This window comes from Trueperella bernardiae (assembly GCF_030246965.1).
In the GTDB taxonomy this organism is placed as follows: domain Bacteria; phylum Actinomycetota; class Actinomycetes; order Actinomycetales; family Actinomycetaceae; genus Trueperella; species Trueperella bernardiae.
On the sequence record NZ_CP127099.1, the window covers coordinates 148,596 to 168,602 of the forward strand.

16 protein-coding genes are annotated in these 20,007 nt (G+C 67.3%); 7 read left to right on the forward strand and 9 right to left on the reverse strand.

Annotation, left to right across the window (positions count from 1 at the left end; translation table 11 throughout):
• Nucleotides 1-69: 69 nt before the first annotated feature.
• The 5 genes from QPC17_RS00735 (at nucleotide 70) to QPC17_RS00755 (ending at nucleotide 5,248) form a co-directional block, all read left to right on the forward strand.
• Nucleotides 70-957 (forward strand): ATP-binding cassette domain-containing protein, encoded by an 888-nt coding sequence (locus tag QPC17_RS00735; protein WP_062613966.1) that lies wholly within the window; start codon nucleotides 70-72, stop codon nucleotides 955-957.
• A complete protein-coding gene (locus QPC17_RS00740; RefSeq protein ID WP_285347360.1) occupies nucleotides 957-3,128 on the forward strand; it encodes a YhgE/Pip family protein in 2,172 nt (723 codons plus the stop codon). Before QPC17_RS00735 ends, QPC17_RS00740 begins: the two co-directional genes overlap by 1 nt.
• A 40-nt stretch (nucleotides 3,129-3,168) precedes the next feature.
• Entirely contained in the window at nucleotides 3,169-4,068 is a 900-nt protein-coding gene (locus QPC17_RS00745) for a DUF4862 family protein (RefSeq protein WP_276786889.1), read from the forward strand.
• Nucleotides 4,065-4,682 carry an NUDIX hydrolase N-terminal domain-containing protein gene (locus tag QPC17_RS00750; protein WP_276786886.1) on the forward strand — a complete coding sequence of 206 codons (618 nt, stop codon included), beginning with the start codon at nucleotides 4,065-4,067 and terminating at the stop codon, nucleotides 4,680-4,682. The genes QPC17_RS00745 and QPC17_RS00750 overlap by 4 nt, the downstream gene beginning before the upstream one ends.
• A 116-nt stretch (nucleotides 4,683-4,798) precedes the next feature.
• The gene (locus QPC17_RS00755) at nucleotides 4,799-5,248 is read left to right on the forward strand and encodes a carboxymuconolactone decarboxylase family protein (RefSeq protein ID WP_068539302.1); all 450 of its coding nucleotides are present in this window, start codon (nucleotides 4,799-4,801) and stop codon (nucleotides 5,246-5,248) included.
• A 132-nt stretch (nucleotides 5,249-5,380) separates the two neighbouring features.
• Here QPC17_RS00755 and QPC17_RS00760 read toward each other — a convergent pair whose 3' ends face one another.
• On the reverse strand, nucleotides 5,381-6,400 hold the full coding sequence (locus QPC17_RS00760) for a DUF5692 family protein (protein ID WP_101923809.1): 1,020 nt from the start codon (nucleotides 6,398-6,400) through the stop codon (nucleotides 5,381-5,383).
• Between the two features lie 2 nt (nucleotides 6,401-6,402).
• Entirely contained in the window at nucleotides 6,403-7,443 is a 1,041-nt protein-coding gene (locus QPC17_RS00765; RefSeq protein ID WP_276786884.1) for a hypothetical protein, read from the reverse strand.
• 253 nt (nucleotides 7,444-7,696) lie between these two features.
• On the opposite strand from QPC17_RS00765, the gene QPC17_RS00770 reads away from it, so the two are divergent.
• Entirely contained in the window at nucleotides 7,697-9,055 is a 1,359-nt protein-coding gene (locus tag QPC17_RS00770) for a DUF5692 family protein (protein WP_068539298.1), read from the forward strand.
• A 68-nt stretch (nucleotides 9,056-9,123) separates the two neighbouring features.
• On the opposite strand, the gene QPC17_RS00775 is transcribed toward QPC17_RS00770, so the two are convergent.
• From QPC17_RS00775 to QPC17_RS00790, 4 genes are read right to left on the reverse strand one after another with little or no spacing between them, the layout of a single operon-like run.
• Nucleotides 9,124-9,747: a LutC/YkgG family protein gene (locus tag QPC17_RS00775; protein ID WP_070445737.1), complete on the reverse strand. Its 624-nt coding sequence runs from the start codon at nucleotides 9,745-9,747 to the stop codon at nucleotides 9,124-9,126.
• A complete protein-coding gene (locus QPC17_RS00780; protein WP_062613975.1) occupies nucleotides 9,744-11,339 on the reverse strand; it encodes a LutB/LldF family L-lactate oxidation iron-sulfur protein in 1,596 nt (531 codons plus the stop codon). Before QPC17_RS00780 ends, QPC17_RS00775 begins: the two co-directional genes overlap by 4 nt.
• The gene (locus QPC17_RS00785) at nucleotides 11,339-12,127 is read right to left on the reverse strand and encodes a (Fe-S)-binding protein (protein ID WP_062613976.1); all 789 of its coding nucleotides are present in this window, start codon (nucleotides 12,125-12,127) and stop codon (nucleotides 11,339-11,341) included. Before QPC17_RS00785 ends, QPC17_RS00780 begins: the two co-directional genes overlap by 1 nt.
• Nucleotides 12,128-12,138: 11 nt before the next feature.
• Entirely contained in the window at nucleotides 12,139-13,788 is a 1,650-nt protein-coding gene (locus QPC17_RS00790; protein ID WP_371440122.1) for an L-lactate permease, read from the reverse strand.
• Between the two features lie 191 nt (nucleotides 13,789-13,979).
• Here QPC17_RS00790 and lysX point away from each other — a divergent pair, with 191 nt between their 5' ends.
• The gene (lysX, locus tag QPC17_RS00795) at nucleotides 13,980-17,324 is read left to right on the forward strand and encodes a bifunctional lysylphosphatidylglycerol synthetase/lysine--tRNA ligase LysX (protein ID WP_285347361.1); all 3,345 of its coding nucleotides are present in this window, start codon (nucleotides 13,980-13,982) and stop codon (nucleotides 17,322-17,324) included.
• 18 nt (nucleotides 17,325-17,342) lie between these two features.
• Here the strand turns inward: lysX and QPC17_RS00800 are convergent, their stop codons facing one another.
• Genes QPC17_RS00800 through ocd form a run of 3 tightly spaced genes read right to left on the reverse strand, consistent with a single transcriptional unit; the run spans nucleotide 17,343 to nucleotide 19,822 of the window.
• A complete protein-coding gene (locus QPC17_RS00800) occupies nucleotides 17,343-18,023 on the reverse strand; it encodes an alpha/beta fold hydrolase (protein WP_083200650.1) in 681 nt (226 codons plus the stop codon).
• Nucleotides 17,983-18,756 (reverse strand): DUF998 domain-containing protein, encoded by a 774-nt coding sequence (locus QPC17_RS00805; RefSeq protein ID WP_148132384.1) that lies wholly within the window; start codon nucleotides 18,754-18,756, stop codon nucleotides 17,983-17,985. Before QPC17_RS00805 ends, QPC17_RS00800 begins: the two co-directional genes overlap by 41 nt.
• Nucleotides 18,757-18,790: 34 nt before the next feature.
• Complete coding sequence (ocd, locus tag QPC17_RS00810; protein WP_285347362.1) at nucleotides 18,791-19,822, reverse strand: ornithine cyclodeaminase; 1,032 nt, start codon at nucleotides 19,820-19,822, stop codon at nucleotides 18,791-18,793.
• Nucleotides 19,823-20,007: the final 185 nt, after the last annotated feature.

Sequence of the window (20,007 nt, forward strand, 5' to 3'; positions counted from 1 at the left end):
ACAAGTTTCGAGGGCATTTTTCACGGCGGTAGACTTCCGACGTTAATGCTGGTCAGAGTAGGAAATCAGATGAGACGCAAGCAACAGGTCCAAGTTGATTCGCTTAACGACGACGGCAGCGTGCTTCGTGCCATTCGCCTCGCTGCTTCTTCGGTGCACGGTCCGATCTTCGGGCCGCTCGACCTCGCGCTCGCCCCGGGCACGCTCTGCATTGTGCACGGCACCTCCGGCTCGGGCCGCTCGGCCCTGTTGCTCGCGCTCGCCGGCCGGTTGCGCCGCGTGACCGGCGGGCTTGAGATCGCCGGGTACGACGCCGACACCGAGCTTTCCGCCGTCCTCCAGTGTGCCGCGGTGGGCCGGATCGGGCAGTACGCCGCCCCGGATGACCGCCTCACGGTAGGTGAACTTATCGGTGAGCGCGCGGTCCAGGACGGTATGAGCATCCGCCAGGCCGTCGAGCGCGCGGAGCAGATCGAGGACTTCCTCGGCTACCGAATCGACCGAGGCGCCCTCTACCAAGAGCTCCCGGGTGCGGAGAAGGCGATGCTGTGCGCGGCGCTGGCGATGCTGCGGCCGGCGGCGGTTATCGTCGTGGACGGGGTGGATCACGACGTGCCCGCCCACCACGCCGCCACCCTCTTGGCCTCCCTGCAAAAGCTTGCCACGATGGATAACAACGTCATCGTCGTCAGCGCCTCCAATGCCAACGCGGCGCCCGTCGGCGCGGTCCGCGTTCACCTCGTGCCCACGAAGGTCACGCGCATCCACAAGATTGAGGAGCCGCCCGTCACCATCGACGAGGCCATCGAGGAACCCGAGGTCATCGCGCCGTTGGACCCGGACCAGGACGAGGTGGTGGTCGCAACCGTCGGAGAGCCGACGCAGGCCGAGCCGACACAGGCCAAGCCGGCGGACGCGGCCGGGGGCGACGTCGTCGTGAACGAGGAGGAAGAATAATGAAGCCGCTGCGCTCCGCGACCCTCGAATTCAAGCACTTCCGGGGCATCCCCGTGATCGCCCTCGTCTTTATCCTCATCGTCCCCGCCCTCTACGGCGGCATCTACCTGCACGCCAACTGGGACCTCTACCACGAGATCGACAAGGTCAAGGTGGCGATCGTCAACTCGGACAAGGCGGTGGACTTCGACGGGCAAACCATCGACGCCGGCTCCCTGTTCGTAGATGCGATCAAAGGCCAGGACGGCTTCGACTGGCAGTTCATGGACGACGAGGCCGAGGCCGAGCGGCGGCTGCGTGAGGGTGAGATCTACATGATCGTCTCCGTGCCTGAGAACTTTTCCGCGAACCTCGTGGCCGCCGGGCGCTTCCAACCCGAACGCGCCACCATCACCTTCCACCGCGACGACGCCAACGGCTTCATCGCCGGCTCCCTCCTGTCCCAGATGCAGGCGCTCATCCAGGAGCAGGTCAACGCCGCGGTGGGCGAGGCGTACTTCTCCACCCTGTTCGGGCAGCTGTCCGTCATCCGCGATGGCATGACCACCGCCGCCGACGGCGCCCGCCAACTCTCCGACGGCCTCACCCAGGCCGCCACCGGCGTATCCACGCTCAACGAGGCGCTCTCCGGACTGGACGTGCCAGGGATGCAGGAGGAGATGGCGCAGCTGTCGGACGCGATGGCCACCCTCGACCGGGGCGCCACCAGCGTGTTGCTTGGCGTGTCCGGCGCCACGGGCTCCGTGGTCGGGCTGGAGAACGTGGCCGACGGCGTGCAGGTGGGCAAAGACAACGTCAAGGCCGCGCTCGGCCCGCTACGCAATTACGTCAACAACAACCTACCCAAGCTCCAGGACGACGCCGTCAACCTCGGCGGGCTCAGCGCCGAACTGTCCGGGAACGCAAACTCGACGATTGGGAAGACGAACTCCGCTCTCGACGCCGTCGACAAGGCCCTCCTCCAAATGGCTGCCAACCCCGACCTGGCAAACGACCCCGCCTTCCTGGCGAAGTTGCAGGAGGACATCGCAGCGTCGTCGTCGTTGCTGGGCGACCTGTCCGCGAACGTGTCCGGGCAGCTGAGGCTGACCTCGAGCCTGCAGGCGAACCTCGACTACAACGCCACGAAGGCGGCCGTGGACGCGGCGGATGCGGCGATGGCGGCGATCGATTCGTCGTTCAACAGCCTCGATGCCGCGCTGCGGAGCTTCGGCTCCTCCGCCGAGGACATCAACGCCGGCGTGGAACAAATCAACCAGGGTAAGACCCAGCTCACCACCCTCATCTCGGGGCTGAGTGGCAAGCTGCCCGAGGCTGTGGCGGGGCTGGAGCAGCTGGTCAGCGGCGTGTCCCAGCTCGACCTTGCGATGCAGCAGCTCGACACCGGCGCCGCGACCCTGGCCGACGGGCTCGAGCAGGGCGTGGCGCAGATCCCCGCGCTCACGGACTCCGAAGTGGATCACCTTGCTGAGATCATGTCCTCCCCGGTCAGCATCAGCGTGATCACCGACAACGACGCGGAGACCTACGGGCGCGGCCTGGCCCCATTCTTCTTCTCGATCGCCCTGTGGGTGTCCTCCGTGACCTTCTTCCTCGTGATGCGCACGATGCCCGGGCGGCTCGTGCTCTCCCGCGCCAGCAATTTCGCCACGATGATGCACGGGTTTGCGCCATTCGCGGTGATGGGCGTGGCCTCCTCGCTCATCATGGGCCTGGGCGTGTGGGGCCTGCTCGGCCTACACCCGGTGCACCCGTGGCGGTTCATCCTGCTGCTGATCGTGGCGGCGCTAGCCTTCATGGCGCTGGGCTATCTGGTAAGGCTGTGGCTGGGCTCGCCGCAGAGCGCCGTGTTCCTCGTGGCGTTGATCTTGCAGCTGCCGGCCTCGGGCGGCACGTTCCCCACGGAGATGCTCAACTCCTTCTACCGCGGGCTGTCGTCCATCTCACCGATGCGGTACTCGGTAGATGCCTTCCGCGTGGCGATCTCCGGCGGCACGGCCACCCAGTACTGGGGGTCGGTGGGGGTGCTCGCGCTGATCGCCGTGGTGTCGCTGGCGTTGCTGTACTGGCTGGTCGGGCGCCGGCGCGTGCTACGCATGCGCGACCTGCACCCGCCCATGATCACCGGCGAATCCACCGGCGACTTCGCCTTCTCCGTCCGCCCCCGCTAACCGGGGCTTTGAGAGGATTGGAAGGATTGAAAGGACTGACATGATCGTTGGAGCCTACGCGGCGATGCCCGCCACCCGCGCCGAACAAGAAGCCTTCCTCGACGCGCTCGCCCCCATCGCCACCGGCCTGGAGATCCCGTGGCGCACCGACGCCCTCGACCCCGACCCCGCCTGGCTCGCCCGCCAGCTCGCCGGCCGTTTCACGGACTCGGTGGTGACCGCGATCCCCGACACGATGCGGATGCTCGGCTCCTGGCCCGGGTTCGGGTTGGGGAGTCCCGATGACGCTGCCCGGACCGCCGCGCTTACTCAAGCGCGCCAGATCCTGGGCGCCGTTGAGTCGCTGAATGATGCCGCCGGGGGAGTGGTGCGGCGGGTGGAGCTACACTCCGCGCCGAGCCATACGGCCGATGCCGGGGCGCTGGTGGCCTCGCTCGGCGACCTGCTGCCCGAGGCCGAGCGGATCGGCGTGGAGATCGTGATCGAGCACTGCGACGCCCGCGGCCGCGCGGGGGCGGGAGAGAAGAACTTCCTCAGCCTGGAGGAAGAGATCGAGGTGGCCCGGCAAGTCGGTGTGAAGATCGCGCTGAACTGGGGGCGCTCGGTGATCGAGTCCCAGGATCCCGGCCGGCCCGAGGCGCAGGCGGCGCTGTTGGCCGAGCACGGGTTGCTCGCCGGGCTCATGTGCTCGGGCGCGGGAGGGGCGGCCACCGCGTACGGCGCCGGCTGGGCTGACACCCACCTGCCCCTCAGCGTGGATGAGCCCTCAAGCCTGCTCACCCCGCGGCGCGTCCGCGATTTCATTGCGGCCGGGGGCGGCACCGAAGACTACCGCGGGGTCAAGATCCAGGTCCCCGCCGACGCCGGGGTCGAGGCGCGGGTGGCCATGATCGCGCGTGTGGCGGAGGCCTGGGCGGGCTTGGGTAGGCTGATCCCATGAACGAGCAATGGCTGACGTGGGCCACCGAAATCCAAGCAATCGCCCAGACGGGCCTGGCCTACGCCACGGACGTCTTCGACAGGGAGCGGTATACGCGCCTGCGGGAGATCTCGGCGGAGATCCTCGCCTCCTACACCGACGTGCCGGTGGAGAAGGTGGCTGAGCTTTTCTGCAACGAGGACGGCTACCAAACCCCGAAGCTAGACACCCGGGCTGTGATCGTGCGCGAGGGCAAGATCCTGCTGGTGCAGGAGGCCTCCGGCCGATGGGCGATGCCCGGCGGGTGGGCCGACATCGGCCTGACCCTGGGGCAGAACGTGGCCAAGGAAACCAAGGAAGAGGCCGGCCTGGACGTGGTGCCCCGGCGTGTGCTCGCCGTCCAGGACCGAGCCAAGCATAACCAGCCCGAGCTGCCGTGGAGCATCTGGAAGATCTTTGTGGCCTGCGACGTGATGGGCGGCCAGTTTGAGGCGAATGTAGAAACGATCGACTCGGGCTACTTCGGCTTGGACGAGCTTCCCCCGCTCCACGAGGGCAAAACCACCCGCGCGCAGGTAGAGATGTGCCTGGCGGGAGTGGCCGCGGGTGCGGGCGCGGACGTCGTTTTTGATTAGTGAATCGCGGGAATGAAATCCGCCCGTGGTCGGCTACAGGGTGCGAACGTGGTGGGCGCGCGCCCGTAGAATGCATGCGTTCCCCGAACGACCTCGCGTTTGACCGAAGGAGAAGAATGACCCGAATCGACATTGCCAAGGCAACCCCGGATGTCTACAAGGCTCTCAACGCGGCTTCGATGAAGTCGCGCGAGGCGTGGGAGGCGGCAGGCCTCACCGCGGAGGAGGTCGAGCTGGCGAAGGTGCGCGTCTCGCAGATCAACGGCTGCGTGGCGTGCCTCGGCGTCCACGTCCCCGCCCTGCGCGAGGCCGGTATGGACCAGCGCCACATCGACGTCCTGCCCGCGTGGCGTGACGCCGGCTCCCCGTTCACGCCCAAGCAGCGTGCGATCCTCGAGCTGGCTGAGGCTCTCACCACCCTGGAGCGCCCCGAGGCGCGCGACGCCGTGATCGCCGCCGCCCTCGAGTATTTCACCCCGGAGCAGGTCTCGGCCCTGGAGTGGTCGATTATCCTCATCGGCGCCTACAACCGGATTTCGATCGCGTCGGGCCACCGCCTGCGCTAACCCCCCCCGGCCCAGACCGCGCCTGGTAGCCGGCCGCGCCCGGCCAGCCCGGCCGGCAGGGCCAACCCTGTCCCTTCGCGGGACGAGGCCAGTCAGGTCACGCACAAGCCCGGTCAGGCCACGCGCTGGCCGTTACCGATAGCCCACTTCCTCGGGTGTCTTGCCCAGGCGGGCGGCGATCCGGTCCTGCGCCTCGGGAGTGGCGGTGTCGTGCACCCAGGTGATGTAGGTGGGGGTGTCGGAGTAGACCTCCTGCGTGAGTGGGTTCCGCCGGTACTTGAACACGCGGTAGAAGTGGTAGATGAACAGCGCCGCGTTCGCTGCCAGGGCGAGTGCGGCGATGAGGAACATCGCGTGCGGGTTCTGGCTGTGCCGGTGGGCGAACATGGAATCGTGCATGAAGTGCGGGAAGGTGAGCACGATCGCGGACCAGAACGTGAGGGTGTAGGCCCGGTACTGGATCCACTGGCCGCGCCCGAACCACATGAGTGCGGGGATCGTGCAGGCCAGCAGGAGTGCCACGCCGGAGTACCACGCGCGGTCCGAGAGGCAGTTGTAGACGTAGGCAACGTTCCACAGGTCATAGGCGATGATCCACCACACGGTGAGGTCGCCCCAGATGATGCCCTTGTCTTTATTCTTGGACACGTAGATGCCGATCCAACCGGAGATCATCAGCAGGTTGAGGATCCCGGCCACGCCGTTCATGATGTTCCAGGGCCCGCCCCACGTCCACTGGCCGGTCACGGGGTCGGCGCCGTGGATGAAGTAGCACTGGAAGTCGCGGATGACCGCCTCCACAATGTTGACGGCCAGCAGCAGTGGCGGGATGAGCAGGTACCACTTGTTGGTCTGCAGTTTCTTCACGTACTGCAGGGCCACCAAGCTGAGTGATCCGGCGAGCGCCGAGTATTGCTTGACGATCGCGAACCACCCGGCGGCCTCCGTGCCTTGGGTGGAGGTGGGCCACACGAAGATCGTGAGTGTGACCGGGATGACGATGAACACGGCGAGCGCCACGTACTTGCTACGTTGCGCGAGCCACGCCGTGAAGGCGAGCCCGGCGATGACCACGAGCAGCATCGCGTAGTCCCACCACTCGCCCACCTCGAAGAAGAACAGGGTGGGGTAATCGGGAATTGGGGGATTCATGGCTATTTACCCTCGCTCGGCGTCTTCTTGCCCCAGCCCTTGAGGTAGGTGCGTTCCATCTTCTGGCGGATCTGCTCGTCCCAGGAGAATTCGGGCTCTTCCCAGTCCACGAAGTACTCTTCGTCGACGACGTCGGCCCAGGGCGTGTCCGGGCCCGTGGGCGGCCAATTTGGGTTGTCGGTGACGGGTTCGCGGATGTCGAGCACGGAGGGCCGCTGGCGTCCGTACTGGAACCATTGCGTGTAGGTGTTGTCGAAGAGCGGGGTGCCGTCGTATCGGCCGGCCGGGGTGCCGGTGTTGATGATCCCGCCGCCGAAGACCTTGCGCATGGCCTTGCCGCCCAGGGTTTCCTTCTTGCGGAACTCGGCTACGCGCTTGATGTAGATGTTTTGCAGGTGGGCCATGACGCCGCCGATGAGCTCGATGTTGGTCCAATTGATAGCGGAGATGATCTTGCCGTTGGGCTCGAATCCGATGCGCCAGTGGTTGATGAGGCGGGTGCGCTCGCCCTTGAGTGGCATGAGGTAGAAGCACCAGGCTGCGGCGAAGTGTTTCATGCCGGGGAAGCGGAAGGCATACGATCCGGGGGCCATGGGCGCGGACTTCGTGTCTACCCATTCCACGAGGTACTTTCCGGGTACGACGTCGGTCCACTCCATCGACATCCCGTGGAAGTCGAATGCGGCGTTGTCGCCGGGCATGAGCGAATCGGGCTGCTGGTATTCTTCCTGGATTTCGTAGGAGTTGTAGAAGGGGAGCCGGGCGAAGACGCGTTCGAGCAGGTCCGAGCTGAATGAGCCGGTGCGGTTGGCGCCGATTTGCTTGATGATGCGGTAGACGGCGTAGGCGGGCGCGTCGATGTCGATCGCGTAGGTTGAGGAGCGGCCGTTGGTGTAGTGGGCGTCGATGAGGTCGTCGGCCGGGTAGTACCAGGCGTTTTCCTCGGGGGTGGCTTTGCCGGTGAGCTGGCTGAATGTGATCATGCCGCCCAGGCCGGCGAGCCCGATCGGCGCAAGGATCTTCAATGCGGACTTCGCTTGCATTGTGCTTCTTCCTTCGTTGGAATCTGTTGCGAACGACGACGACGGGCCGGGCCGACGTCGTCGTCGGACGCCACGAATGCCACCGCACGCATTTTGGTTGAAGAAGAGCTTACTGTGACCTCGTGCACATTTGTGGGGACTGAGGTCCTTAAAGCGTGCCTGTGAGCTGGGTATACGCTAATGCCACTGTTTCTAGGCGTCAATGGCGACGCCGCGGGGCTGCGCAAGGGCGCGCGGCGGTAGGAGAAATGACGTGGACTCGCTCTTTTTGTGGGAGATAGGAACTCCCATTGTGTACGTGACATGGCTGGTGGTGTTCGTCGCGCAGGTGGCGATCGCGGAGGTGCATCGCAGGTGGCCGTGGACGGTGTTTGTGCTGTGGACGGTGGGTGGCGTGCTCGCGATGCCGTTCGCGATCAAGTATGCGATCCCGATCGTGGGCTGGTTCCCGTTCGGCAAGTTCGCGATCATGGTGGCCACCGCCACGATGACCGGCTATCTGCTGTGGTACGGCAAGCGCAACCCGCTCAAGGCCCACCGTTACGCGATCTGGTTTGGTGTGGCGCTTTGGCTGGGGTTGGCCCTCAACATCATGGAGGCCAACATCCGCGACATCACAATTTTCTTCGAGGCCGACACGTATAACGCCTGCGCCGCCGACCCGGCCTGCCTGCAGGCGATCAACGACGGCTCGGCCCGCGACATGCTGGCCGGCCTGCCCGAGGCCCGCGGGATCACGGCCACCCTCCACAGTCCCGAGTGGTACCAGGCGCTCGCCGCGAACTTCGAAGCGAACAACGTGGGCATCGACCCGGCCACCGGCTTCCGCACGATTGGCGGGTACTGGAACATCATCACCGCGATTGCGGGCCTGCTCAACATCATCACGATCACGGGTCTGGGCAAGATCATGATCACCTCGCCGGGCATGAAGAAGGCCAACGGCAAGGACAAGGTGCGCGGGCTGATCTGGGTTGACATGGTCTGGCCGTGGGTCATCGCCTATGACCTGTGGAACCACGCCTTCCTCTACAACTCCCTGTCCGACTACACGTGGTACGCCACGCTCGCCCTGCTGTTGGCGTGCACGATCCCAGCGTTCACGTGGGCGCGCGGGCAGTGGATCTGGTTCCGCTGCTTCACCCTCATGTTCTGGATCGCGGTGAACAACCTGCTCGCCGAGTTCTTCGTGCCGCCGGGGAAGATGCACAACTTCTCCACGATGGACCCGTTCGCCAACGAGGTGTGCGCGTGGGCGGCGCTGATTTCCAACGTGGCGTTGTTCGTCTACTGGATTTACAAGATGGTTAAAACTGGCCGTCACCCGCTACGCGACGGCCTGTACCACGAGCACAAGGAGTTCCGCGACATCGTCAAGGACAATTTCGACGACGCCGACAAGTACTTCCTGGTCGACACGATCAAGGAAACCCCGGCCGAGCTGGGCTTCGAGCCCGAATCGCCAACCCCTCCCGCGCACGGCTGGGTGGGCTGGATGCCCTGGTGGAAGGAAGACAAGCGCTACCCCAAGCCGCGCACGCCGATGTCTGCCGACCCGCGCCTCATTGAGAAGGGCGTTAAGGCCGACCCCCGTTGGGACGTGAAGAAGTAACTGCACGCTCAGCAGGCGAGGGCCCCGGGATCGCTCCCGGGGCCCGCGCCCTGTTGCCTACGTGTGGCCTACCGCTCGACGATGATCACCCGCAGGTTGCGCGGCCCGTGCACCCCGTCCACGCGCACCAGCTCGATGTCCGAGGTGGCCGACGGGCCCGCGATCCACGTGGTGGGCCGGGTGGGGTTCTCGCCCAGCACGGCCACGGCCTCGGGGAGGGTGGCCTTGATGGCGTCGGCTTCGAGCACGACGACGTGCGTGTCCGGCACCAGCGTGATCGCGCGCCGGCCCTGATCGGCCTGGCCGTCAAGCATGATCGTGCCCGAGTTAGCCACGGCCACGCGCGAGGCGGTGAGGACGGCGTCGATGGAATCAAGCTCGGCCTTGGAAAGCGCCGGCTCGTCCACGCGAACCTCCCGGCCCTTGCCGGCGGCCTCCTGCCACTCGGCGGGCAGGCCGGCGGGCACTACCACGCTCGAGCAGTCGTCGAGCAGCTCGTCGATCGCGGCGGCGATCCCGTCCGGACTCACGCGCTTGACCACCGCGGTGTAGTCGATAAGGGCCTCTTCCATCTCGTCGATGACGACCGCGCGCGAGGCGTCGGTGCCGAAGCGGTAGTCGCGCGGGATCTCCGGGGTGGGGATCGGGCCGACGTTACGGATGCGGTTCAAAATCACGTCCTTGGCGCTCATCGCGCACCTCCTTCATGGCCGCCACAGCAGCCCTCCGAGCCTTTGCCACCGCAGCAGCCCTCTTCGTGCCACCAATCGCGGAAGGATTGTGCGGGCGGGGCGGGGATGTCGCGGGCGCGGGTCCAGTCCTTGGCCACCGGCAGGGGCAGGTAGCCGATCTTGCGATCCTTGCCGGCGGCCACACGGCCGGTGGTCACGGCCTTGCCGGCCGCCTCCATGGCCTTGCCCGATCTCATGATCTTGGACGTGGCCTTCATGCCGATGTCCCACTTGTCGGGGATGCCGCCCCGGTTGGCTTCGGCGTACTTGTGGCGCAGGTGGACCAGGATGTCGGGGATGTTGATCTTGACCGGGCACACGTCGTAGCACGCCCCACACAGGGTCGAGGCGAACGGGAGTGTGGAGGCCGGGTCCTTGCGGTCCGTGGCGCCCAGCAGCTGCGGGGTGAGGATCGCGCCGATCGGCCCGGGGTAGACCGAATTGTAGGCGTGCCCGCCCGTCACGCGGTACACGGGGCAGATGTTCATGCAGGCCGCGCAGCGGATGCATTTGAGGGCTTCACGGCCCACCGGGTCGTGCAGCACGTTGGTGCGCCCGTTGTCCATGAGGATGAGGTGGAACTCCTGCGGGCCGTCGCCCTCCGTGACGCCCGTCCAGAAGGAGGTGTAGGGGTTCATGCGCTCGCCGGTGGCGGAGCGGGGCAGGAGCTGGGAGAACACCTCGATGTCCTGGAAGTGCGGCACCAGCTTTTCGATGCCCATGACCGTGATGAGGGTTTCGGGCAGGGTGAGGCACATGCGGCCGTTGCCCTCGGATTCGTAGATCGCCACGGTCCCGGTCTCGGCCACGCCGATGTTCGCGCCCGAGATCGCCACCTTCGCGGAGAGGAACTTCTTGCGCAGGTGGGCGCGGGCCGCCATGGCGAGCACGCGCGGCTCGTGGGTGAGCTCCCCGGCGTCGTCCATGCGCGCCTCGAAGATCGCCTTGACCTCGGCGCGGTTGCGGTGGATCGCGGGCACGACGACGTGCGAGGGCATGTCCTCCGACAGCTGGACGATCATCTCGGCCAGGTCGGTCTCCCACGCCTGGATCCCGCGCTCGCCCAGGTATTCGTTGAGGTTGATCTCCTGCGTGGCCATGGACTTGACCTTGACCACCTCGTCCACGCCCTTCGCCTTGACCAGGTCGTAGACGATGCGGTTGGCCTCATCGGCGTCGCGCGCCCAGTGCACGACGCCGCCCTTGGCGGTCACGTTCGCCTCGAACTGTTCGAGCAGCTCGACCCAGTTCGCGGCCACGGTGCGCTTGATGTTCGACGCCGATTCGCGCAGCGCCTCCCAGTCGGGCATTTCCTCCACGCGCGTGTTGCGCTTGGTGCGGATCTTGCCGGTGGCATACCCGAGGTTGCGCCGCATCTGCGTGTTGCGCAGGGTTTCCTCTGAGCCTTCACGGAAGGACTGACCCCAGCGGAGCGGGTCGTTGGGAATGGGGTGGCCGGGCACCCAGCCGAGCTCGGTTTCGGCGATGTCCTTTTCGGCCCAGTCGGCGGGGTTGAGCCCCAGCTTCGAGCCCAGTTCCTTGATGTTCAACATTAGGCACCTACCTTCGTGGTTGTGGCCGGGGCGATGAACGGGTCATCCTGGCTGCCGGCGAGCACCTCGGCCAGGTGCATGGCGCGGATTCCGGAGCGTGTGCGGGACAGGCCGCCGGCGATGTTCATGAGGCACGAGTAGTCGCCGGCCACGAGGATTTCGGCGCCGGTGGACTTGATGTTGGCCATCTTGTCGGTGAGCATGGCCGAGGACACGTCGGGGTTCTTCACCGAGAACGTGCCGCCGAAGCCGCAGCACACGTCGGCGTCGGGAAGCGGGACGTAGTCGATGCCCTCCACGGCCTGGATGAGCTGGAGCGGCTTGTCGCCCACCTTTGCCACGCGCAGCGAGTGGCAGGTGGTGTGGTAGGTGACGCGGTGGGGGAAGTAGGCCCCGACGTCGACCATGCCGAGCACGTCCACGATGAGTTCGGGCAGGTCGTACGTCTTCTCGGCGATCTTCTCGGCCTTGGTGGCGAGGTCCGTGTGGCCGAGTTCGCGGGCCACCATCGCCTGCTGGGTGCGGATCGAGCCGGTGCACGAGCCGGAGGGGGCCACGATCGCGTCCCACTCGCCGTCGAGCACGGGGGCGAACGTGCGCACGTGATTCTCAATGAGGGGCAGGGCCTCGGGGTAGTAGCCGGTGTTGATGTGCATCTGGCCGCAACATGCCTGATCCTCGGGGAAGACGACCTCGTGGCCGAGGCGGCGGAGGAGATGCACCGTTGCTTGCGCGGCCTGCGGGAACATGAGGTCGTTCATGCAGGTGGAGAAAAGCGCGATTCTCATGGTGAACCTTTCTATGCGATGAGGAATCCGAGGATTCCGTTGGAGGCGAGGACCGTGATGAGGCCCAGCAGGACGATGAGGGTAAGAGAGTAGGGGGCGGCCTTGCGCAAGATCTCCGACTCGGAGCCCTCGGACTTCACGGCGCCTGCCGCGATCGCGAGGTTCTGGGGGCTGACGATTTTGCCGATGCCGCCGCCGATCTCGTTGACGCCGAGGAGGAGGCGGGTGGGCAGGTCGGCCGCCTGGGCGGCGGTGGCCTGCAGGTTTCCGAACAGGGCGCCGGCCGAGGTGGCCGAGCCGGTCACGGCGGTGCCGATCCAGCCGAGCATGGGGGAGAGGAAGGCGAAGGCGGCGCCCGTGCCGGCCAGCCACGCGCCGATCGCCACGGTCTGGCCGGAGAAGTTCATGACGTAGGCCAGGGCCATGACCAGGCAGATCGTGAGGATCGCGATGCGCAGGTTGACCACGGTGGTGACGAGCGTGCGCATGCCGGTGGCAAACGGCAGCTCGAAACGTCCCTCCGAGCGCGAGTACGCGATCGCCACCACCAGACCGGTGAAGAAGAGCATCGTGCCGGGCGAGGACAGCCAGGGCAGGGTGAAGGTCACCGACGTGTTCTGCTGGCCGTTCAGCCCCATGACGTCGGCCAGGCCCGGCCAGACGAAGGAGATGTCGGTGGAGGCCAGGGCGGCCGGCACGTCCACCCCGATGCGCCACAGCTTGGCCACCGCGAAGACGATGACCACCAGCCAGTACGGCAGGAGGCCGAGCATGATCCGGCTGCCCGAAAGTTGCTCGGTGGGCGCGGGGGAACGCAAGTCCTCGGGCGTCGTCGGCGTCCAAAAACGTAGCAGCGCGGCGAGCGCGGCGAAGGAGAGCAGGGAGCCGACCACGGCGGCGAGCTCGTAGGACAGGAAGTTGGAGGTGAGCCCCACGCCGGCGGCCATGCCGGCCCAGGCGACGATCGCGGCGAGCCAGCCGTCCCTGATCCCGCGCATGCCGTCCATGATGAACAGCATGAGGAAGGGGACGATGATGAGCAGGATCGGGGTGATGCGGCCCATGGTGGCGCCCACCAGGTTCGGGTCTTCGCCGCCGAGTTTGGCCACGGTGGTGACCGGGATCGCCATCGCGCCGAACCCGACGTTGAGAGCGTTGCCTACCATGACGGCGAGCGCGGCGCGGATCGGGGGCAGGCCGAGCGCCCACATCATCGTGCAGGCGATCGCCACGGGGGCGCCGAAGCCGGCCAGGCCCTCGAGTAGGCCGCAGAACGCGTAGCCGATGAGGAGGCCCTGGATGCGCTTGTCTCCTTTGCCCACGGCCGAGAAGACGGCCTGGACGTCAGCGGCGCGGCCGGAGCGGTCGGTGAGGTTGTACAGCCACACGGCCATCACCACGATGTAGATGATCGGGATGAGGCCGAAGGCCGCGCCTTCAACGGCGGACATGCCCGCCATCGCCGCCGGCATGTCGAAGCCGACCGTGGCCACGATCAGCGCCACCACAAGGGCGCCGAGCGCGCACCAGTGTGTGGGGATGGAAAACACCCCGAGCGCGACGAAGAAGAATACGAGGGGCAGGAGGCTAACAAGAGCAGTGATCAGCGACGACCCGGCGATCGCCGTGGTCGAAGGCTGAAAGAGTGTAAGCGCAATCATAAACATCCTTGTTGTCGATTTCTTCTCCCTATCTTAGTGAAACACTTCGCGCGCACATAGCCAGGATCTGGGAAAATGTCCGTCTTTACGTCAGAGTTTGCTTGCGCAAATCGTGAGGTCTGAGGAGGGCGGTCCCGCGGCTGTACCACGGTATGACGGGCGCGCAGAGGGTCGAGTCATAGGATTGTCCTATGCATACATCGATGGATGTGGACCTACCGTGTCAGCCCGCGCGCGCCAGCCAAGAGGCAGTCGCGCGCTTCTTCACCTTCCTCCTTCAGGTGGTGGCCGTGTGGAATATCGTGGGCCTGCTGGTTGAGCGCATCGCTCCCGGCACCGCGGCCGCGATCTCCGACTTCTTTTGGCTGACGAACATCTACTCCGACCCCTCCCTCATCTGGGGCCTCATCAACGCCATGCTGGCCTCCGGCTTCATGCGCCGCCAGCGCGCCGCGATGATTGGCTTCCTCGTCGTCTTCCAGGTGACCACCCTCGCCCTTGCCGTGGCGGTCATCCCAATGTGGCACGACCTTGCCGAGCTGGGCGTGGAGCGCCTGGAATACTTCCTCTTTGTCGCCGCCACACTCTTCGCACTCGCGTCGATCATCGTGCTGCTGTGGGCGCGCGCGGCGTTCCCGGGGCGGCTCGTACGCGGGGCATGGTGGCGGGCGCTCGCGGTCGGCCTCGGCGGGCTTGGCCTGGGATACGGGTACGGCTTCCTCAGCGCCGTCATGGTCCACCACATGCCCTACCTCGACGCGGCGAAGTGGGCGGCCGCCGCGATCGTTAGCGCCGACCCGACCGGCCACCCCTACGACGTCTCCTACGACGCCGGCTGGTGGACCTTCCTCATCGTCGAGATCATCGTGGTCGCCGGCCTGCTTGGCGCGATCTCCACCTTCTTTCGCGCCGACGCCCGCCAGGTGGCCCGCCAGGTTGATTCGGAGGTCACCGCGCGCACGATACTCCTTCACGATGACGACGCCGACTCCCTGTCCTACTTCGCCACCCGCGACGACCGCCGGCTCACCACCAGCCCCAACGGCCGGGCGGCGATCTCGTGGAAGGTGACCAACGGCGTGGCGTTGGCGGGCGGCGACCCGCTGGGTGATCGGCGCTCGTGGCCGGAGGCGATTGCCACCTGGCAGTTGGTGGCCCGCCGCTACAGTTGGGTGCCCGCCGTTATTTCCGCCTCCGAAGAGGGCGCCCGCGCCTACCAGGACGCCGGCATGCACCTCATCGCGATGGGGGATGAGTCGGTCATCTACCCCGCCGACTTCTCCCTGTCGAAGAACAAGCCCGTCCGCCGCGCGATCGCCGGCCCGCGCAATGCGGGTTACACCGTGAAGATCCGCCGCCAGGAGGAGATCGACGCCGCCGAGCTGGCCGAGCTGGCCGCCTGCGCCGAGCGTTGGCGCGTGGGCGACGAGCGCGGCTTCTCCATGGCGCTCGGCCGGCTGGGCGACCCGCGCGACCCCCGCATCCTCGTCGTCACCGCCCACGACGCCGGGGGCGAGGTCCGCTCCCTTCTCACGTTCGTACCGTGGGGCAAGCGCGGGGTGTCGCTGGACCTCATGCGCCGCTCGCCGGACGCGGCCTCCGGCGTCAACGAGCTCATGATGACCGAGCTCATGCAGAACGCCGAAAACCTTGCGATTGACCGTATCTCGCTCAACTTCGCCATGTTCCGCTCGGCCTTCGAGGTCAGCGAGCGCGTGGGCGCCACCCCGTTGCAGCGCCTCAACTACCGCATCCTCATGCTGGCCTCGCGCTGGTGGCAGTTGCACTCGCTGTACGAGTCGAACGCCAAGTACAACCCGGTGTGGAAGCGCCGCCTCATGTGTTACAGCTCGGCCCAGCAACTCACCCGCGCCCTCATCGCGTGCGGGCGGGCCGAAGGCTTCGTGCCCGACGTCCCCCAGGCCTTCCGCCGCCGCAACGCCGCCCAGGAGTCGGCAACGTATGTGGGCGACGTTGTGGCGCGCATGCAACCTATCCTCGACGAGCTGCTCAACCCGCCTGCGATCGAGCCCAAGCGCAACGAGCAGCAGCGCGTGCGAATCGCCAAGCTCGCCACCCTTGAGGCGGCCGGCATGGATGCCTACCCGCCCGCCGTCCCGCACACGGCCTCGATCGCGCAGGTCAAGCGGGGTCCGGTTGCGTCCGGGCCTGGCGCGGACGCAACGGGCGCTGTTGACGCGACGGGCGCGGACGGCGTCGTGGGCGAGATCTCGATCGTGGGGCGCATCCTGCGCATCCGCGACCACGGCGGCATCATTTTCGCCGATCTGCGCGAGGGCACCGACGAGCTGCAGATCAGCCTCGAGCGCTCAGGCGCGGCCGACATGGCGCTGTGGCGTGCGGGCGTGGACCGTGGGGACGTGGTGTCCGTGACCGGGCGCCTCGGCGTCTCCCGTACCGGCGAGCCCACCTTCGCAGTGGAGTCTTGGACCATGGCGGCGAAGTCGCTGGTGGCGCCGCCGGACAAGTTCCGCGGCGTGGCCGACCCCGAGGCCCGCCTGCGCAACCGCCACATGTACCTGGCCACCGACGCGGGGGCGTGGACGCGCCTGTACACGAGGTCGGCGGCGGTGAAGGCCGTGCGCGACTTCCTGGCCGGCCGGGACTACATCGAGGTCGAGACCCCGATCCTCCAACGCGTGCACGGCGGCGCGAACGCCCGTCCGTTCGCCACCCACATCAACGCTTACGACCTCAACCTCACCATGCGTATCGCCCCCGAACTGTTCCTCAAGCGGCTGTGCGTGGCGGGCGTGGAGCGTGTGTTCGAACTCGGACGCAACTTCCGCAATGAGGGCGCCGACTCCACGCACAACCCCGAGTTCACGTCGCTCGAGGCATACGAGGCCTACGGCGACTACCTCACGATGCGCGACCTCACCCGCGAGCTCATCATCGCCGCCGCCACCGCGGTGCACGGCTCGCCGCGCGTGCCGCGCCCGGGCGGCGGCTGGCTCGATATCTCCGGCCCGTGGCGCTCAATCACGGTTCACGACGCCGTCTCCGAGGCCTGCGGCCAGCGCGTCACCGCCGAGACGAGCGCGGAGGAGCTGCGTGAGCTGTGCAAGAAGTTCGACATCGAGGTGGGCCTGCACGCTACGCCCGGCGCGATGGTGACCGAGCTGTACGACGAGCTGGTGGAGTCCCAGACCGAGGAGCCGACCTTCTACCTCGACTTCCCCGTGGAGACCTCGCCGCTCACCGCCCCGCACCGCTCCGTTCCCGGGCTGGCCGAGCGCTGGGACCTCGTGGCCTTCGGCATGGAGCTCGGCACCGCGTACACCGAGCTGACCGACCCGATCGACCAGCGCGACCGCCTCACCCGCCAGTCCCTGCTGGCTGCCGCCGGGGACGCCGAGGCGATGGAGGTTGACGAGGAGTTCTTGAGCGCCCTCGAGTTCGGCATGCGGCCCACCGGCGGGCTCGGGATTGGCATCGACCGGCTGACGATGTTCCTGGTGGACGGCACGATCCGCGACACGCTGGCGTTCCCGTTCGTCAAACCCGCCCAGTAGGGTGCCGGTGCCGGCGGGTCAGTTGGCGGGCGGCTGGCGAGTAGATGGGCCGGCCAGGATCAACTCCGCCACCTCGGCCGGGTGCGTGAGCGGGAACAGGTGGTTCCAGCCGCGTGCCTCGATGAGCTCGCTGCCGATCTGGCGCGCGAACGCGCGCTGGGCCGAGCGATGCGAGCTCGCCCCCGGGTGGGGGAGAGCGCACACGTGCAACGTGGGCGGAAGCGGGTGGCCCAGCTTCTGAGAGATCCGATCCTGCAGGCGGGCAAGCTCGGCGAGCTGGAAGGTGATGGCCTCGAGGCCGGCGGGCGTGCCGTAGCGCGCCTGCCGCTCGGCCCCGGAAATCGGGTCCTTCCCCGTCAGGGCAAGCATGGCCGCCGCGCGGGCCAGCGCTCCGAGCGGGGCGGCGAACCGGGGAACGCGTACGTGGGAGCTGGCCTCGCCGAGGGTGGTGGGGTCGAGCAGGGTGAGAGAGTCTGCGCCGTCCAGGGCTAAGGAGAGGGCGGCGAGCCCGCCGAGCGAGTGGCCGATAAGGTCGAGCCGCTCGGTGCCGCGGTCGGGGAGTCCGAGGGCGCGCGGCAGATCCTCCGAGGTGAGGGGCACGGCCCACTGGTCGGCCACGATGACGCGCCCGCGAAGGAGCGCGGCGAGCGGCGCGTAGTCACGCGGAGCGAGAGCCAGTCCGGGCAGGATCACCCACATGTCCACCTCCCATCCGTGCCGCAATCACCAGCATGAGGACGACGGACGCCGCCACCTGCACGCGCTGCGCGATCCCGACCGGCCACCCGGCGGCGATCGTCACGAGCTCCACGCCCATCGCCCCCACCACCACGGCCCCCACGGCCCGCATCACCCGCGTGCCGGCGAGCAGCGCGCCCACCGCCACCGCGACCAGTCCGAGCCCCGCCAGCGACGACGTCACCGTATGGGCGAGGTGGCTGAACGACGTGCCGGCCTCGAGTTGTGCCCGGCACGAGGGCACGGATTCGGCACAGTCCATGGGGAAGGCGGCGTCCAACACGGTGGCGACTCCGGACAGCGCCATCCCGCCCGGCACCAGTGCTACGAGCACCCGCTCCGGCACGAGCCTGGCCAGCCGGCCGCCAACCCCGGCACCGCCCAGCAGCCCGCCGCGCGCTCCCGCCAGCTCCGCATCCAGCTCACCCGCGTGGCCTAACCCCCAGCGCACCCCGGGCAGGAGGTCGCGCGCCGCGCCACGGCGTCGTGACCACAAGTAAAACCCGACGGCCGCGAACGCCACCCCCGCAGCCGCATCCATCGAGCGCACGAGCGCGGAGGACGCCTGGTCCGCCGCCGACAGCTCGGACAAATACGACACCGTGGGGGAGAGCGGGTAGCCGAGGGCGGCCTCGGTCAGAACGCTGGCATAGGCCAGCGCTCCCAGGGTCAAGGCGATCGCGGCAATCAACACGCATCAAACCTAGCGCGCCGCGCCGTGATCCCCATCAGCCCACCGGATGAAGCGAGGGCACGATGAGGGAGAACAGGTCCTTGGGGTCGTCGGGTTCGGCGACCAGCTCGATGTCGTCGAAGTAGCTGGTGCCGGCCACGGAGTCGCGCGTGTAGCGCAGGGCGGAGAAGTCGCTCATGGCGAAGCCAACGGAGTCGAACAGGGTGATCTCGTCTGCCGACGTCCGCCCGGGCGCCTTACCCGCCAGGACGTCGGCGAACTCGGTCACGGAGAAGTCCGGGGCCATCTGCTGGATCTCGCCCTCGATGCGGGTTTGCGGGGTGAATTCCACGAACACAGTGGAGCGCTCAAGGATCGCGGCTTCGAGCTCGGTTTTGCCCGGACAGTCCCCGCCGATCGCGTTGAGGTGCACGCCGGGTCGCACCTGCGCATCCGACAGGATGGTGTTGTTGGCCTTGTCGGCGGTGCAGACGGTGATGACGTCGGCCCCGGCCACGGCGTCGTCCACGCTGTCGCACACCGTGATCGTAAAGCCCAGCGGGGCGAGGTTGCGGTGGAATTTTTCCATGGCGTGCGGGTCGATGTCGTAGATGCGCAGCTCCTCCAGGCCGAGCGCGGCGCGCATGCCGAGCGCCTGGAATTCCGACTGCGAACCCGAGCCGATGAGGGCGTGGACGTGCGAGTCCGGGCGGGCCAGCGTGCGTGCCACGAGCGCGGAGCACGCGGCCGTGCGCAGGGCGGTGAGCAGGGTCATCTCGGCGAGGAAGGTCGGATAGCCGTTGTCGACGTCGGCGAGCACGCCGAACGCCGTGACCGTCTGGAAGCCGCGCGCTGGGTTGGACGGGTGGCCGTTGACGTACTTGAACGAGTACTCCTCCGAGTTCGACGTGGGCATCAGCTCGATCACCCCGATCGGGGAGTGGCTGGCCACGCGCGGGATCTTCTCGAACGAGTCCCAGTTGAGGAAGTCGGCTTCGAGGTAGTCCATCATCCCGGAGATGATCTTCTCCACGCCGGTGCTGAAGATCCAGCGCGACATGTTCGTCACGTCAACGAAGGTGGTCATGGGTGATCCTTTCGCGTTGTTCATCACATCGTAGCGCGCCGCCGGGGGCGTGGCTAGGCGGTCCGCCCGCGGGCTCGGCGGTGGTGGCGGGGGCCTTTTTCGCGACGCCGTGGCGCGGCTTTTCCGGGCTTTCTCCCGATGCCGCGCTGGGGCGTTGGGTGCGGGTCGCGGCCGGCGGGGTGGGC